Below are 14,982 nucleotides of genomic sequence, written 5' to 3'. Positions count from 1 at the left end.
CGCACACCGCCCGCCGCAGCCCGCGCGGTGGTGGCCCGGCACGTCAGCCGAAGGCACCTCGCGCACGCGCGCCCGCTCCCCAGATCTCCTGGCTCTGGCGCAACAGGTCCGCGACGCTGCTGGACTCGCGGTCGCCCTCCTTCTTGGCCCTGCCGCGCCCCCGACTCCCGGGCCTGGCCCGGTCGTCGGACGCCTCGGGTACCTCGGAACTCCTGGCGGCGAGCGGTTCCTCGGGCCCGGTCGCACTGGTGGGCTCGGCCACTCGCGAGCTGCCGGCGCTGGGCGCCTTGGGCTTCCACGCGGGCCGCACCGGTTCCGCGAAGGACTGTGCCTCTCCCGCGCGGGTCGAGCGCCCTGCCGCGTAGGCGCCACCGGCCCCGAGGAGAGCCGCCGCTCCCTGATCCGCCAGCAAGCCGGTTGATCCGCCGCCCGCGACCGGCCCGGAAGCGGGCTCCCCGAGGAGGTGCGAGAGCGAGGCGTCGGGCACGTCCCAGGAGGACGTGTCGTCGGCCGCCGGCTCCCCGGCGGCCGGTGTTCGAGCAGCGGACGCCGTGTCGCGCGCAGGCTGCCCGGCCCGCCCGTCATCCGGTGTCCGCGCGACGGCCTGCGCCGGCTCCTGAAGCGGACGGCTCGCCCCGCTCGGGCCGGCGAGCGGACCGGATACGGACACCGCAGCGGCTGCCGTGCCGTCAGAGGTCGCGACCGCCATGCCGTCCGACGTGGCGGCCGCTGTGCCGTCAGAGGTCGCGACCGCCTCACCGGCATGGGCGGCGGGCGCCTCGTACGCCGCCGCCCCGTCCGGCGAGTGCCCGGGCGCCGCGGCGGCGGCCCCGGCCGCGGGGTGGGTCCCCGTGCCCGGACCCTGTGCCTCCAGCCGTACGGGAACCGCGGCGGGCACGCCGGTGTCCGCCCCGGCCACGGCGCCCGCGGCCTGCGCGGCTTCCGGCAGCGGCGCCGCCTCCTCCGCGGCAACACCCACGGCCTGCGTCACTTCCGACAGCGGCGGCGCCTCCTGCGAGACAACGCCCACGGCCTGCGCCACTTCCGGCAGCGGCGGCGCCTCCTGCACCGCAACACCCGCCTGCGCGAACGTCGTTGGGGTGGCGGGCGCCGGTGTGGCGGACGGCGCACCGGAACCGGTGGCCAGGGGGTTCTGCCACAGCGCGTCCGACCACGCCGCCCGCGTCTCGCCGCGACGGCCGTCCGAGCCTGTCCCGAGACCGCCGGCCGCGGCACCCCATGCCCCGGCGGCGAGGAACGGCAGGCCCTCAAGCAGCCCGTTCGCGGCCTCGGCGGCTGGTGCGGCGTCCGGGGCCGCGGACGGGGCCGCGACCGAGTCTCCCGCCGGCGCGGCAGGCGCCGTGCTTACGTCGTCCTGTCCACCCGCGTGCCCCAGGCCGACCGCGCCGGCCGCACCGGGCTCCGCACCCAGAAAGGAGTCGGCGTCGACGCCGTGCTGCACCGGGACGGCCGTCCAGGGCTCCCGGTCACTACCCAGCAACCCGGACGCCTCGGACGCGGGCCGGTCCCCGGCACCGTCTCCCGCGCCGCCCACGCCCCCCATCGGCATCATCGGCATGCCCGAACCGGCCGAACCAGTACCGCCGCCGCCCTGGCCGGCCGCGCCGGAGGCGGCACTGTTCGGGTAGGACTGGACCTGGTCTCCGAGATCCGGCGCGGAGGTCCCGGACGTGTTCAGAGTGGGCAGGCCGGAACCGGACGACACGGCGGGCCCGGTGCCCGATCCTCCGACGCCGGCGCCTTCGGGGAGGTCGATACCGCCCTGGCCGCCCACGGAGCCGTCGCCGACGTCGTTGGCACCGCCGGGGTACCGGGAGACGCCCTTGGCGGAACGGCCCCCCTCACCGGTGCTGCCCGCGCTCCCGCCGAGGGAGAGAGAGGGGTACGGAGTCGGGCTGCCCGCACCACCCGTGGAGACCCCTGTGCCTTGGGGGTTCAGGGCCTTGTCGATGTCCGGGTCGGCCGTGCCGGCACCCGGCAGGTTCCCACTGCCGCCAAGGGACGGGTCCCCCGGGTACGGCTGCATGGCCGAGTACGTGGAGGGGGCCCCGCCGTTCGCCCCGCCGGTCCCTCCGGTGCCGAGGCCCGGCAGACCGCCGCCGTACGCCGCGGGATTGACCGAAGTCGACCCGCCGGGGTACGGCACACTCCCGTCGGCGCCACCGGAGTCACCACCGGGGTACGGCGTCGGAGTTCCGGAGCTCGACCCACCGACATCCGGCAGGCCCCCGCCGTCACCGCCGGAACCCGTACCGGCATACGGCGTCGGGCTCCCCGAAACCGACCCACCGAAATCCGGCAGATCCCCGCCGTCACCGCCAGAACCCGTACCGGCATACGGCGTCGGACTTCCCGAAGTCGCCCCACCGAAATCCGGCAGATTTCCGCCGCCGTACGAACCGATGCCGGGATACGGGACGGTAGGCCCGTAGTCCCCCGTGCCACCGCTTCCGCCATAGCCCGCAGAGCCCGCACCCCCACTGCCGGTGACCGGATTCTGCGGGGCCGTCGACGGGGCGGCGGCGTTCGTGGTGACCCAGTAGTGGCCCGCCAACGACTCAAGGACCCCCAGCATGTCGCTGTTCAAATGGCCCACGACTTCGGGAACCTGGCTGACCGCGACGCGCCCGTTGGACATCATGATGTCCTTGCCTTCGCTCCGCGCCTTGTTCAACGCCTGCTGGGCGTAATAGACGTCCATCTTGTGAAGCGTGGTGATGGCGTCCTGGAGGTGCCTCGCGTTGTTCGCCAGCTGCTGCGGAACATTGATGTCGCCGGAGCTGCCGCCGGACAGCTTGTCGGCCATGTCCTGCGTCTGCTGCGACAACGTCTTCATGGAACTGTTCAGCGCCTGCGCCGCCGGGCCCTGCCAGGGTCCGTTCGGCCCCGTGAGCGCCTCAGCCTGCTGCCCGAGGTTCTGGGCCGCCTCCTGGAGCAACGTCTGCGTGTACCAGAACGCGTCCGCGGCGTCCTGGATGGTCTGCGGGTCGGAGATCAGCGACTCTTTTCCGTCGTTCTCCGGATGGTCCGGCTCCTGACCGGTGACGTAGGTCATGGCGTCTTTCCACGTCAGCTGGCTGTAGTCCATCTCAGGAGAAGCACCGCCGCCGCCGGAACCGCTGCTTCCGCTGTCTGCTCCGGTGCTGCTGCTGCCGCTGCTGTCGCTGCTGTCGCTGCTGCTGTCATCGGCCATGCCCTAGGCGCTCCTATCCCCCGGCGGCTTGTGATCTCGTGACCGTCCAGGTCGTATCCGTAAACCCTCATCGCCCCCACAGAGTGGCGGCCCCAGGCGCGTCCGAGCGGACACGGCCTGGGGCCCGGGCAGTCCGACCAGCTCCTACGGCTGCGCCACGCCCCTGTGCAACAGCGTGCTCGACGCCGGCTCTGAATCGATGTCGGGCGACGCTTCACCGGACGGGTCGTTCACGCCGGTGCCCTGCACAGCCGGCTCGGCCGGCAACCTCGGCGACATGCCCTGCGAGCCGGCATCCGTGTGCGTACTCACCCACGGCTGCGACGGATGCACCACAGGACCAGGACCCTCACCCACCCGCAACGCATCCCCCGAACCACCATCCGTGTGCCAACTCACCCACGGCTGCGACGGATGCACCACAGGACCAGGACCCTCACCCACCCGCAACGCATCCCCGGGCGACAACGGCTGTACCCCGACCGAACTCGCGGGAGCGGCCGGCTGTCCCGACTGGTCTCCCGGCGACACCGGCTGTCCCGACTGGTCGGCTGCCGCAGTGCCGTCCGGCGTCGCGGAACCACTACTCGTGGTCTGCGTGCCACCGTTCGACGGGTATCCGGTACCGCCCGAAGCGTACGTCGTGGGTACGGAGCCGGTGCCGTACGTGCCTGACGTGTCGCCGGCAGTGCCCGACGCCCCGTACGCACTGGACGGGTCACCGGTGGTACCCGACGCACCGTACACACCGGCACCCGACGCGCCATACGGATCGCCCGTGGTACCCGACGCACCGTACGGATCACCAGTGGTACCCGACGCACCGTACGGATCGCCAGTGGTACCCGACGCGCCATACGGATCGCCGGTAGTGCCCGACGCACCGTACACACCGGCACCCGACGCACCGTACGGATCGCCCGTGGTGCCCGACGCGCCGTCCACACTGGACTCGCCGGAACCAGCGCCCGACATGCCCGACGCGGCCGAGTTTCCGGTCGCCGTCTCGACCTTCTGGATGTCGCCCTGGGCCTGTTGGAGAAGCTGGCTCAGATCGCTGCCCGCCTTCTCGTTGACCTCCTCGATCGTCGAGTAGTTGCCCGCGATCTGCCTGATTCCGTCGGCCGTGTCTATCAGGGCGTTCCGCAGAGCGGCCAACGAGCCCAGGTAGTTCTGCTGCAGACTCTCATCGCCGTCCGCGCCGGTGATCTTGTTCGCGAGGGCCTGCGCCTCCGCGAACTCCGAGGCGCCGGCCCGGATGGGCGCCACCTGGTCGAGTTGGTTCCTGGCCTTTCCCAAGGCGTCGGCGATGGTCTCCAGGTTGTCGGCGAAGACCTTCAGCGCTGAGGTGGACACGGACAGGTGCGTCGTGCTGCCACCGGTCACGCGGGGAGTGTCGGGCATCTCCGGCATCTTCTGGCCGGTGTCGACCGTGCCCTGGGTGCTGGGATCGTAGGTGTCGCCCGAGTACGGCTGCACCTCGGAGTCGTCGCCCCCCGTGTCCATGGAACCGTCGGCGTTCTCATAGGGGCTTTCCACCGGGCTGGCGCCGTTCACCCGTTCTCACCTCCCCCGCACCTCGTGCGCGCGTGATGCACTTGTCTCACTGGTCCCAGAGGCCGGCGCCGTACTTCTCGCCGCTGTTGTAGTACTCGCCGATGGTGCCGATCGCGGCCTGCGCCTTGGCGAGCGTCGCCGACATCTGCTGGTAGGCGGCCTGCCACCTCGCCTGCCGCTGGCGGTACCCCGCACCCGCCAAGCTGTTCTCCCAGCCGGCGAGCTTCGTCTTGACGCCGTCCTCCAACTCACCGAGGGAAGTCCCGAGGCTGGTGGTGATGGACTGCATCTCACCTTCGACGAAAGACATCTGCTCAAGGCTTACTTGATAGGTGGTCATGTGCGCTGCTCCTTCACTGGATGGGGATGTGCCGGGGGAGGCTGCGGTCGAGGCGGTGTCAGAAGCCGGGGAGGCCGGCCGACACGGCCTGGCTCATGGCATGCGCGGTGTCCACGGTGTTGCCGTGCACCTGCTCGTAGGAGTTGGTGTTGGACTGGAAGGTTTCGGTGACCCACTGAAGCTGCGTTTGAACCTGCTGAAGCTGCTCAAGCCACTGGTCCAGGGAGCTGATGTACCCGGAGGCCGCGTCACCGGTCCAGCTGGCCGCCAGGGTCTGGCGCTGATCCGTCATGCGGTTGATCGCCGTCTTGGTGTCGCTGAGCGTCTTCTCGAAGTCGGGCAACAGCGCCTTCATGCCCTGGATGTCGACGCCGGTCAGTCCGGCCTGTCCTGTAGCCGCCATGGTCTGTCCTTTCGCTCTGAGGTGCCGTACGGGAGGTCACGGCACTGTTCTCGGCTGATTCCTCAACCCATCGTCACGGGCGCCCCGGCCTCGCGGAACGGAGCGGGTCCGTTGTTGCCTGGGGATACAGGGAGTGTTGTCCGCGTGGGCGCCGTGCTGGCCGCGGGGTTGGCCTGAGGGTCCTTCGGAGCCACCGCGCGCGGAGCGGCCACCGGTCCGCCGCCGGACCCGGACGGCGCCCGTTCGGCCATGCGGTCCGCGAGCCGGTGTGCTCCGCGTGCCCCGTCGGTGAGCGGCCGGTCGGCCAGCCGTGCGGCCAGGGCGTCGCGGGTGGCCTCGTCGACCTCGTGTCCCCTGGCCTTGAGGCGGCGGCGGATCAACTCGGTCAACTCCTGGGCGCTGTACGCGGGGAAGCGGAGGAACAGCGCGAAGCAGTCGGCGAGGTCGGGGCGTTCGCGCAGCAGATCGCCGAGCCGGGCGCGCGGGCCGCGCAGTACGAGCGCGGTCTGCGTGTTTCCGGCCGCCTCGGCGACGATCGCGCCCCACACCGCCTCCTGCTCGGCTGCCGGGCGCGCGGTGAAGGAGGCGTCGAGGTCGAGTTCGAGTACACCGCCGTCGGCGTCGGCGAACAGGGCCGCCGTGTAGGCGCGGGCCTCCTGGTCGCGGCGTGCGTACACCGTGGAGAGCGCGACCCGGTGGACGGCTCCGTTGCGCAGTACTCCGGCCTCGGCCAGGCACTTCGCGTACAGCGCCGACACGGCGGTACGGCCGCTGCCCGTCTCGCCCGCCAGTACGACGTTCGCCGCGCAGGCCGGCGGCACGGGGTCCCGGCCCGCCACGACGAGTTCGTTGACGCGCTTCAGCAGGGCCGCGCGGACCTCTCCCAGGCCGCACAGCCCGGCGAGGCGGCGCATCGCGGGAGGCGGGTCGGCCGACAGCGGGGCGACGGGGCGCGGCGGCGCGGCGGCCACCTGTTGCGTCCCGGGGGCGCCGCGGCCGGGGTCGTCCGGCGTGTCCGCGGGGTCCGCTGTCGGCACGTCCGGTGCCAGCAGCCGGTTCAGCGCGATGCTGTCGTCCGACGCCGGCGCGGAGGCGAGCCGCGACGCCTGATTGCTGATCATGGTCTCGAACAGCGAGCGGGCGACGCGGCCGTTGCCGAACGTCGCCCCTTTGGGAATGACCTCGAAGTAGCGGGTGAGGGCTTCCAGCGCGGAGTCGTCCATCTCGTAGTAGTGCTTCGCGCACAGGCCCTGCACGATGGTGACGAGTTCGGAGACCTCGTAGTTGGGGAACTCCACCGTGCGCGCGAAGCGTGAGGCCATGCCGGGGTTGGACTCCAGGAACTGGTCCATCTGCTCGGAGTAGCCGGCGACGATGACCACGATCTCGTCGCGGTGGTCCTCCATCAGCTTCATCAGTGTCTCGACGGCCTCCTGGCCGAAGTCTGGCCCGCTGCCCTTGGACTGGTTGGTGAGTGTGTACGCCTCGTCGATGAACAGCACACCGCCGATGGCCTTGGTGAACACCTCGCTGGTCTTGATCGCCGTCCCGCCGATGATCTGTGCGACCAGTCCGGACCGGGAGACCTCGACGATGTGTCCCTCGGCCAGGATGCCGAGTTCGGCCAGCACCGCGCCGTAGAGCCGGGCGACCGTGGTCTTGCCGGTGCCGGGCGGTCCCGCGAACACCAGGTGCCGGCTCATCGGTGGCATCGGGAGGCCCAGTTCCTGCCGGCGCTGTGCCATCTTGTTGAGGTTGATCAGGCCGGTGACCTCGCGCTTCACGCTTTCGAGGCCCACGAGGGCGTTGAGTTCGCCCAGCGGGCCGGGGGTGCCGTCCGTGCTCCCGCTTCCGCTCACGGCCGCCGACACGGCGTGCGGTCCGGCGGCCGGTCCGCTGCCGGGCTCCGTCACACCGACGGCGTCCGGTTCGCCGCCCTCGGTACGCAGCCGGTTGACCTGCGAGCCGCCGTTCCCACTGACGTCGCAGTACTGGACCAGTACCGGCTCCTCGGAGTTGCTGCGCACCCCGTCGCCCGCGTTGCTGGTGATCAGGCATTCGCTGAGATCGGCCCGCCCGGACACCTGGACGTTGACACCGTGCCCCTGGGCCTCGTGCACCCGGCAGCCGGTGGCGATGAGGGTGCCCCCGCCCAGCACCCGCGCGCCGTCCCCCACCGCGCCGGTCAGTTCGCTGTCCCGCAGCAGCGCCTCGCCGTCGGTACCGACCAGGACGCCCGCTCCCGCGACGGTGGAGCCCGACATCTCGGCGCGCGCTCCTCCCGACACCGCGACGCCCCAGTCACCGGTGGCGCGCAGCCGTACGTCCGTGAGGAGTGCGCCCGCGCCCTCGTTCAGTTCCAGGCCGGCGCCGTGCGCGGACTCGATCTCGCCGGAGCGCAGGGTGAGCTGGGCCGCGCCGGACACGCGCAGCCCGGCCGAGCCGTCCTCGACGGACAACTCCCTGAATTCCGCGGTCGCTTCCCCGCTCAGCTGTACGGCGGCCCGCTTGGCGCCCCGGACCCGCAGCTGGTGGAACACGGCCTGGCTGCCCTCTTCGACGAGGACGGCGAGCGGGGTGCCGGTGATCTCGCAGTCCTCGAGCCGGGGGGTGGAACCGCCGGTCACCTGGAGGCCGCTGGCGGCGGCCGAGTCCAGTGTGCATCCGCGCAGCACGGGGGCCGCGCCGCCGCCGATGTGCAGCGACTGCCCGCCCGAGCCGGTCAGCCGGCATTCGGTGAGCGTGGTCATGCCCTTGCTCGTCAGATACGCGTCCAGGCTCGTGGACGACGTCACCGTGGTGCGCATCAGTTCGGCTCTCGCGTTCTGCTCCACCACCACGGCGGGCTTGTGGCTGTCGGACACCGTGGTGTTCTCGACGGTGACAACGCCCTGGCCGTTGACGCAGATGCCGTTGCCGCCTGAGCGTTCGACGGTGCAGCCGCGTACGGTCAGGCGGCCGTTCTCGGCGACGACGACAGCGGAGGAGTCGAAGTCCCGCGCGGTGGTGCCCTCCAGTGTGTTGTCTGCCTCGGACGTCACCACGACGCCGGCGCCGCCGGGGTTGGTGACCGTGCAGTCCCGGGCGGCCAGTTGGCCCCGCTGCCAGGCGATGACCGCGGCCCACGCCCGGTCGCCCGCCACGGTGCAGTCCTCGACGGTGGCCTGCCCGCGCCGGATGTCGAGGACCGCGGCGCCGGTGTCCGACCCGTACAGGGTCAGACCGGAAAGCCGCACCGCCTCGGCGTCCACCACGACCGTGCTGCCCATCGGCGATTCGAGCCGTACGCTGCCGGGCTCACCGTCCGCGGACAGGGTGACCACCCGGCTGAGTGTGAGTGCCTCGGTGTAGGTGCCGGGCGCGACGGCGATCACCGCACCGTCCGCCGCGGCGGCCAGCGCCTGGGAGACAGTGCGGTAGGCGCCTGGCCGGGTGGCGGAGACGTGCAGGATCTGCCGGTTCACGGATTTCCCCCTCGTTCTGGCGTGGTACCGGGATGGGACGTGGCGGCCGGCACGGGCGGAACGCCGGGTGGCGGCTGGAAGAGCCCGGGGGCCGCGCGGAAGGAGTTCACGTGCTCCGGAGGGAGGGGATCGCCCACAGCGCCGTCGCCCGCGGGGTCCTCGGCCCGCTGCCAGAGGGCGTGCAACTGGTCGAGTCCGGTGAGCGCGATCTCGTCCAACGGCGCCCGCTCCTCGCGTGGTTGCCCCTCGTCGTCCAGCTCCGACGCGGCCATCTCCCGCATCAGCACGGCCGGGCGGTCGCCGCCGACGGCGCGCAGCACCTTGAACCGGGTGCCAGGAGTGAACAGCAGCCGGTCGGGCAGCTCCGGCACCACCAGGGCGGTCCTGCGGGCGGTCAGCGACCACAGCAGGATGTCCGTGTCACCCGGCAGGGCGGGACGCAGGGCGGACAGGGCCGCGAGGAAGGACCGTTCGACGACGACCGAGCCCTCGCGGTACCAGGCGCGTTCGGCGGGAGAGAGTGCGGCCCGCAGCACCGCGCCGCCCCGGTGGGACGGCAGGCGGCGCAGTCCGCTGGCGACACAGCGCGCCAGCGGGACGTGCGGGCCTGTGGTGGCCGCCCGGATGGCGGCGTCCATCGCGGCGGTGCTCCCCGTCAGGTACAGGCGGACGGCGGCGAGGTCGGTCAGGGCGTCACCCACCGGCCTGCGCGGGCCGCTGTGCAGGCCCGGTGCCTCCGACAGCACACGCGAGACGAAGGCCGCCGCGGTGTCGTAGGGCGCGCCAAGGTTGCGCCGCAGCCAGTCGCGTTCCCGGTCGACGCCGTTCGCCGGGGGCAGCACGTCGGCGCCGGGCGCGGGCTCTGGCTGCACCCGGACCGGCCCGCCGTCGCGCGGCGCGGTCGTGGGCGTGGGCTCGGTCGTTGGCGCGGGGGCGGGTGTAGGCACGGCCTCGGGCGAGGTCGTAGGCGTGGGCTCGGTCGCAGCCGCGGGCTCGGTCGTAGGCGCGGGAGCGGGAGCGGGCGCCGGTGCCGCCGGGGACGCCTCCGGCGCCGGGGGCAGCGACGTCTCCGGTGGCATGGCGGCGTCCATCGGGCCGGTCCCGCCCCGCGGCCACGGTTCGGGGGGCGCGGCGAGGCCGCCGGCGTCCGTCCCCGTGCCCTCGGTCCCGGCCCGGTCCGCGGCGGGGTGCTGCGGGTCCGGGGCCTCCAGGCGGATGCGCGACACCGGGGCCGGAGAGGAGGGCGAGGCGGTGCCCTGCGGCTGCCCCGGCGAGGGAGGCGGGGTGCCGGGCCGCTCCGGTCCGGCCGCGCCGGCTCCGTGCGGCGCGGTCTCTCCCGGCGAAGCGGGGGGTGCGGCCCCGGGGGGGGGGGGCCCCGGGGGGGGGCGCCGGGGGGGGGCCCCCCGGCCGGCCCCCCCCCCCCCGCCCGGGGCGGGGCCGCGCCCCGGGCCGCGGCGGCGCCGGGCCGGGGCGGCACGCCAGGCGCGGCACTCCCCGGCCCGGGGTGCGGTGGGGACGGGTACGGCGTCCAGTCGGGCGCGGCCTCCGTGCCGGGCCCCGGTCCGCTCGCACCGCCGCGGGGCGGTGACGAGGGGTACGGCGTCCAGTCGGGCAGGGGTTCCGAGGGCGCGGGCGCCGGCCGCGCCGCCGCCGGGCCGCCCTCCAGGGACCAGTCGCCCGCGGGACCCGGCCGCCCCCGCGCGGGGCCGTCCACCGGCTCCGTGGCGATCGCGGGTCCGCACGGCGCGGCCTCGGCCGCCGGAGCGGGCACCACCGGTACGACGGGCACCGCTGGTACGGCGGAGGGTGCGGGCGCCGGCGCGGGGTAGGGGATGACGCCGCCCGGCGGAACACGCTCCACCGCGTCGGCCGGCATGACCCGGCCGCTCTGGGCGAACGCCGGGTCGAGACCGGTCACCAGGTCGTGGGCAACCTTCCGCATGCGGTCGGCCGCCGCCGGATCGCCCTGGTCGTAGAGGATGGCCGGGTACGCGGGATCGGCCGCCGCGGCGCGCACCGCGTACCCGTCGAAGGGCTCGGCGGGCGGCCGGACCCACAGCCCGCTCTGCACCACCTCCAGCAGCACGTCCGGCGCGTACCGGTAGACGCCGGGCGCGGCGGCGTCGGCGACGGCCGCCGACGGCTTCCGCGTGCCGAGCGCCACCGGTGGCACCGGGCGGTCCCCGGCCGCCGGGCGCGGTGTGAAACCGAACGCATCCGCGTAGGGGCGCCAGCCGAGGCTTCCGTCGCCGCGCAGGGTGCGCATTTCGCGGGAGGCGCCGTCGCCGCCGGGCGCCGGGAGGCCCGCGTGCACGACGACCCGCTGGCCGAGCCGGTCGGCCAGAGCCTGGCCGAGCGACTCACCGCCGGGCACCTCCACCGGGCCGTACGAGACGAACCGCACCAGATGCCGGGCGCTGCCGGGGACGGTGTTCCAGAACGCCGCGATCTCCTCCAGCGCCAGGGCGCCGGACACGCCCGGGCTGCCGAGCACGATGTCCAGCAGTTCGGGGTCGCCGGCCAGCAGTTCGAAGAGGCGCTGCCGGTCCCCGGGGAAAGCGGGGTCGTCCCAGCCGCTCCTGATCCACACACCGCCGGGCAACGGCTCCGCCACGGCGCCCGCGCCGATCCGCTGCGGGCGGTCGGGCACCGAGTACTCCCACTGCGGCTTGGGAAACCGCCGGGAGTCCGGCGCCGCGGAGAGCCCAGGGCGGAAGCGCAGCCAGCCGGCGCCGTTGTCGGCCGGTACGAAGAGAGCGCCACCGGCCACCGGGACGACGGAGCCGTCCGGGGCGAGCACGACCCGGTCGAGCCGGTCGGCGAGCCACTGCGCGGCGCGCCGGACGTCGTCGCGGGTGCCGCGGCCGGGCAGTATCCGGAAACTGACGCCCCTGCGGTCCATGACCCGTGCGACGCTCTCCCACACCGAGTCCTCGGGACTGGCCGGGAGATCCAGGACCACCAGGGTGTGCTGCGGGTCGGCCGCAAGCCCCCGGACGAAGGCCAGCGCCCGGCTGTCGACGAACCCGCGCGGGTGGACCAGCAGTGCGTTGCCCACGCTCCTGGACTCGACCGACGGCCCGGCCGCACGTAGCGCGGCGCGCGCCAGCCGGGCGGACAGCCGGTGGGCGACGTCGCGTCGGGCGGTGGCACCCTCGTCGGAGGCACCGTTCACGTCAGTTGACTCCGGGTACCGCGACGAGCGCCTTGGACCGGCTCAGCCCCGGGCCGGTGGTGATCTGGTCGAGCACCGCCCGCGGCAGCACCCGGGGGGTCTGGCCGGAGTATCCGAGCGCCCCGAGCGCGTCGCTGCTCAGGGGGTACTTCACCGCGCGGTCGGTGATCAGGTAGGGCGTCGGGGACTGCGTGTCGTGCGGCCCCTTGGGGGAAGTGGCCAGTACCCCGGCCTCGGGCCGCAGGAGCACGGCGGCAGTGGTGGCGGCCGCCCGGCCGCTCTCGCGGACCAGCGAGCTGTGGCGCTCGGAGCCCTTCATGTACTGCCGCAGGCACAGCGCGGAGTGGCCGCCGGTCGCGTCGTTACCCGCCAGCAGGTCCGGGATGCGGTGCAGCAGGGATGTGTCGGCGGAGGAGGGCAGGGCCGCGATGACACCGGAGTCGACCTGGAGCGGCTCCCCGCTGCCCGCGGCCGACAGGAGGGCGGACTCCGTGGCGGTCAGGGAGGCGACCCCGTCGGATTCCAGTACGTAGTAGTGGTCGGCGCCCGAGACGACCGTGCGCAACAGGGCGCCCACCTTCCTCGGCCTGCCGGCCACGGTGCGTCCCGCCCCACCGGCCCCGGAGATCCGGGCCGCCGCGATCGCGGGCCCGGTGGGCAGGGCGTCCAGCCACGCCCGTGTGGCCAGGACCGGCCGATCGGTGTCCATGCCGAGCGCGAGGACCGCGGAGCGGTCGTCGATGGGGTACTTGGTGTTGTGCGCCAGCACGTACCGCTTCCCGTCCGGGCCGGCCACCAGGACGTGGGTGGAGCCGGTCAGCGCGTGTACGGTGCCCGGCGCGAAGTCCAGTGTTTCGCCCACGTGCGCGCCGGGCCGCAGGCAGTCCGTCCAGCTGCCGGTCAGCAACGCCGAGGGACCGGGGACGTCTTCGGGGGCGCCGGGGATGCCGAGGGTGGCTCCGCGGGGCACGTCGGCGAGCGCGGCCCGGTCGACGGCGCGGACGTCGGCGCCGTTGGACGCGAGCAGCGCGGAGGCGTAGTTGGCGGTGGGATGGAGCTGTCCGTCCGCGTAGAAGTACCGGGTGCCGGTCCCGTTCTCCACGATCAGGGCGCCGTTGGTGGCCCAGGCATGGTTGTCGGGGGCCGGTTTGAGGAAACCGTAGACCGCGGCGCCCAGCACCAGCAGGACGGCCAGCAGTACGCCGAACACGGCGCCGAGACCGGCTTTGCGCAGGGGCGTGTCACCGTTGCCGGGATCGGCGGAGATCAGCGCGGAGGCCAGCCGCCCGGTGGCGAACTGGTACGCGTGCAGGTGGTCGCGTCGGGTCTGCATGGCTTCTCCTCAGACCGCGGCGCGCACGTGGGCGTAGACGTGCAGAAGTTGCAGGAGCAGGGGCAGCAGCGCGAGCGGCACCAGCACGTCCAGGACGTCACCGGTGTGTCCCCACACCGGCAGCAGCCGTGTGTGCGGCAGCCGCCAGGCACCGGCCAGCAGCAGTACCGCGGCGGCCAGCAGACCGAGCAGGATGGCGCAGCGGGTGCCGGTGGCATTCGCCGAGGCGGTCCACGACAGCACGACGGACAGCACGCCGAGCCCCCCGGAGAAGGCGGTCGGCATGCGCTGCCACACGCCGTTCAGCCCCTTGGCCCGCAGCAGGGCGGCCCCGGAGAACACGAGGGGGAAGACGCGGGCGATCCATCCGCCGGCGAAGGCGAGCACGGCGAAGTCGGCGGCGCACAGCAGGGCGACGGACACGGTGAACACCGTCAGGAAGGCGTCGGCGGCGGCGGCTCGCGATCTGAACGACTGCTCGGGGTGCGGGTCCACGGCCTCCTGGAGTTCCACCGCGTTGTGCGGCAGCAGGGGCACCCGCACCCGGGCCAGACGCAGCGCGGTGCGCGGCGCGAGGTGCCCGAAGAGGAAGGCGGCGACCGCGACCACGCTCACGCTGTGCGCGGCGTCCCAGCCGGTCACCGCGGCCAGCCCCGCCGTGAGCGCGGCGAGCGCGGGAACGAACAGCGCCGTCCCGGTCACCGCCGCGGGCATGCGCCGCGTGGGCAGGAGGACCGCCACGACCACCAGGGCACCGCAGGCCGCGCCGAGGGCGATGGCGCCGGGTCCCGGCACGGTGGGCCACATGTCCCGGTCGGGCGCGGTCAGCCCGGTCAGCGCGGCGAAGACGCAGGCGCCCAGGCCGGTGACGACCGCGACGCCGCGGTCGATGGACCACCGCCGCTCCAGCAGGCAGCCGATGCTCAGGCCGGCCGCGGCGACCGCGTAGAGCACCGGCACGACCGCCCCCTTGCCGGCCAGTGGCACACCGGCGGCGAGGGCGAGGAGCGCCAGAGCCGCCAGTGCCAGGAACAGCCGGCGGGTGGTCTGCGCGCGCCACCGGTCCTCGCGCGCGCCGACGGCGTGCGCGACGCCCTCCGAGGCATCGTCGAACTCCAGCTCGGGCATCGTGTCGTCGGCGGGGCGCAGGTAGAGGACGTCGCCGTGGAGCAGCCCCGCGGTGTGCGGGGTGGCGTCCAGTTCCAGCGGCGGTTCGCCGAGGCGCTGCAGCGTCCAGCTGCCGACAGGGGCGGCCGGATCGGTGGGGATGTGGCGCAACAGCACCGGCAGCAGTGCGGAGACCTGCGCGTTGGCCGGTACGGCCAGATCCGCGCGTCCCGCGGGCCCCGCGACGGTCAGTCGGCACACTTCGGTGGTGTACGTCCCCTGGGTGCCGGGGGCCGGGATGACGTTGGTCATGGTGCTCCTGGGAGGGCGATGGTGTGGCTCGGCCGGGGCGCCCGCGCGTCGGACAGGCGGGTGCCGGGGCGGCCGGG

Annotated in this window: 9 protein-coding genes; 1 reads left to right on the top strand and 8 read right to left on the bottom strand. The window is 73.9% G+C overall.

Going from position 1 to position 14,982, the window contains the following annotated elements; all coding sequences use genetic code 11:
• Positions 1-43 precede the first annotated feature (43 nt).
• The 6 genes from LCE31_RS00975 to LCE31_RS00950 all read right to left on the bottom strand — a co-directional run bounded on the left by LCE31_RS00975 (position 44) and on the right by LCE31_RS00950 (position 9,925).
• Positions 44-3,214, bottom strand: coding sequence for a hypothetical protein (locus LCE31_RS00975; RefSeq protein ID WP_225011957.1), 3,171 nt, complete (start codon positions 3,212-3,214; stop codon positions 44-46).
• 144 nt (positions 3,215-3,358) lie between these two features.
• A complete protein-coding gene (locus LCE31_RS00970; RefSeq protein ID WP_225011955.1) occupies positions 3,359-4,771 on the bottom strand; it encodes a hypothetical protein in 1,413 nt (470 codons plus the stop codon).
• Between the two features lie 46 nt (positions 4,772-4,817).
• On the bottom strand, positions 4,818-5,111 hold the full coding sequence (locus tag LCE31_RS00965) for a WXG100 family type VII secretion target (protein ID WP_225011953.1): 294 nt from the start codon (positions 5,109-5,111) through the stop codon (positions 4,818-4,820).
• Positions 5,112-5,169: 58 nt separating this feature from the next.
• Entirely contained in the window at positions 5,170-5,514 is a 345-nt protein-coding gene (locus LCE31_RS00960) for a WXG100 family type VII secretion target (protein WP_225011952.1), read from the bottom strand.
• Positions 5,515-5,576: 62 nt separating this feature from the next.
• Positions 5,577-8,978, bottom strand: coding sequence for a right-handed parallel beta-helix repeat-containing protein (locus LCE31_RS00955; RefSeq protein WP_225011951.1), 3,402 nt, complete (start codon positions 8,976-8,978; stop codon positions 5,577-5,579).
• Positions 8,975-9,925 carry a hypothetical protein gene (locus LCE31_RS00950; RefSeq protein ID WP_225012015.1) on the bottom strand — a complete coding sequence of 317 codons (951 nt, stop codon included), beginning with the start codon at positions 9,923-9,925 and terminating at the stop codon, positions 8,975-8,977. Before LCE31_RS00950 ends, LCE31_RS00955 begins: the two co-directional genes overlap by 4 nt.
• Before the next feature lie 1,361 nt (positions 9,926-11,286).
• Between LCE31_RS00950 and LCE31_RS00945 the strand changes: the two genes are divergently transcribed.
• Positions 11,287-12,072, top strand: a complete 786-nt coding sequence (locus LCE31_RS00945; RefSeq protein WP_225012014.1) for a hypothetical protein — start codon at positions 11,287-11,289, stop codon at positions 12,070-12,072.
• 82 nt (positions 12,073-12,154) lie between these two features.
• Here LCE31_RS00945 and eccB read toward each other — a convergent pair whose 3' ends face one another.
• Positions 12,155-13,486 (bottom strand): type VII secretion protein EccB, encoded by a 1,332-nt coding sequence (gene eccB / locus LCE31_RS00940; RefSeq protein WP_225011950.1) that lies wholly within the window; start codon positions 13,484-13,486, stop codon positions 12,155-12,157.
• A 9-nt stretch (positions 13,487-13,495) separates the two neighbouring features.
• Positions 13,496-14,905, bottom strand: a complete 1,410-nt coding sequence (gene eccD, locus LCE31_RS00935; protein WP_225011948.1) for a type VII secretion integral membrane protein EccD — start codon at positions 14,903-14,905, stop codon at positions 13,496-13,498.
• Positions 14,906-14,982 lie beyond the last annotated feature (77 nt).

It is taken from the genome of Streptomyces sp. 8L (genome assembly GCF_020176795.1).
Taxonomy (GTDB): Bacteria; Actinomycetota; Actinomycetes; order Streptomycetales; family Streptomycetaceae; genus Streptomyces.
The sequence above is the reverse complement of the archived record's forward strand: the minus strand, read 5'-3'. Positions and strand labels throughout refer to the sequence as shown.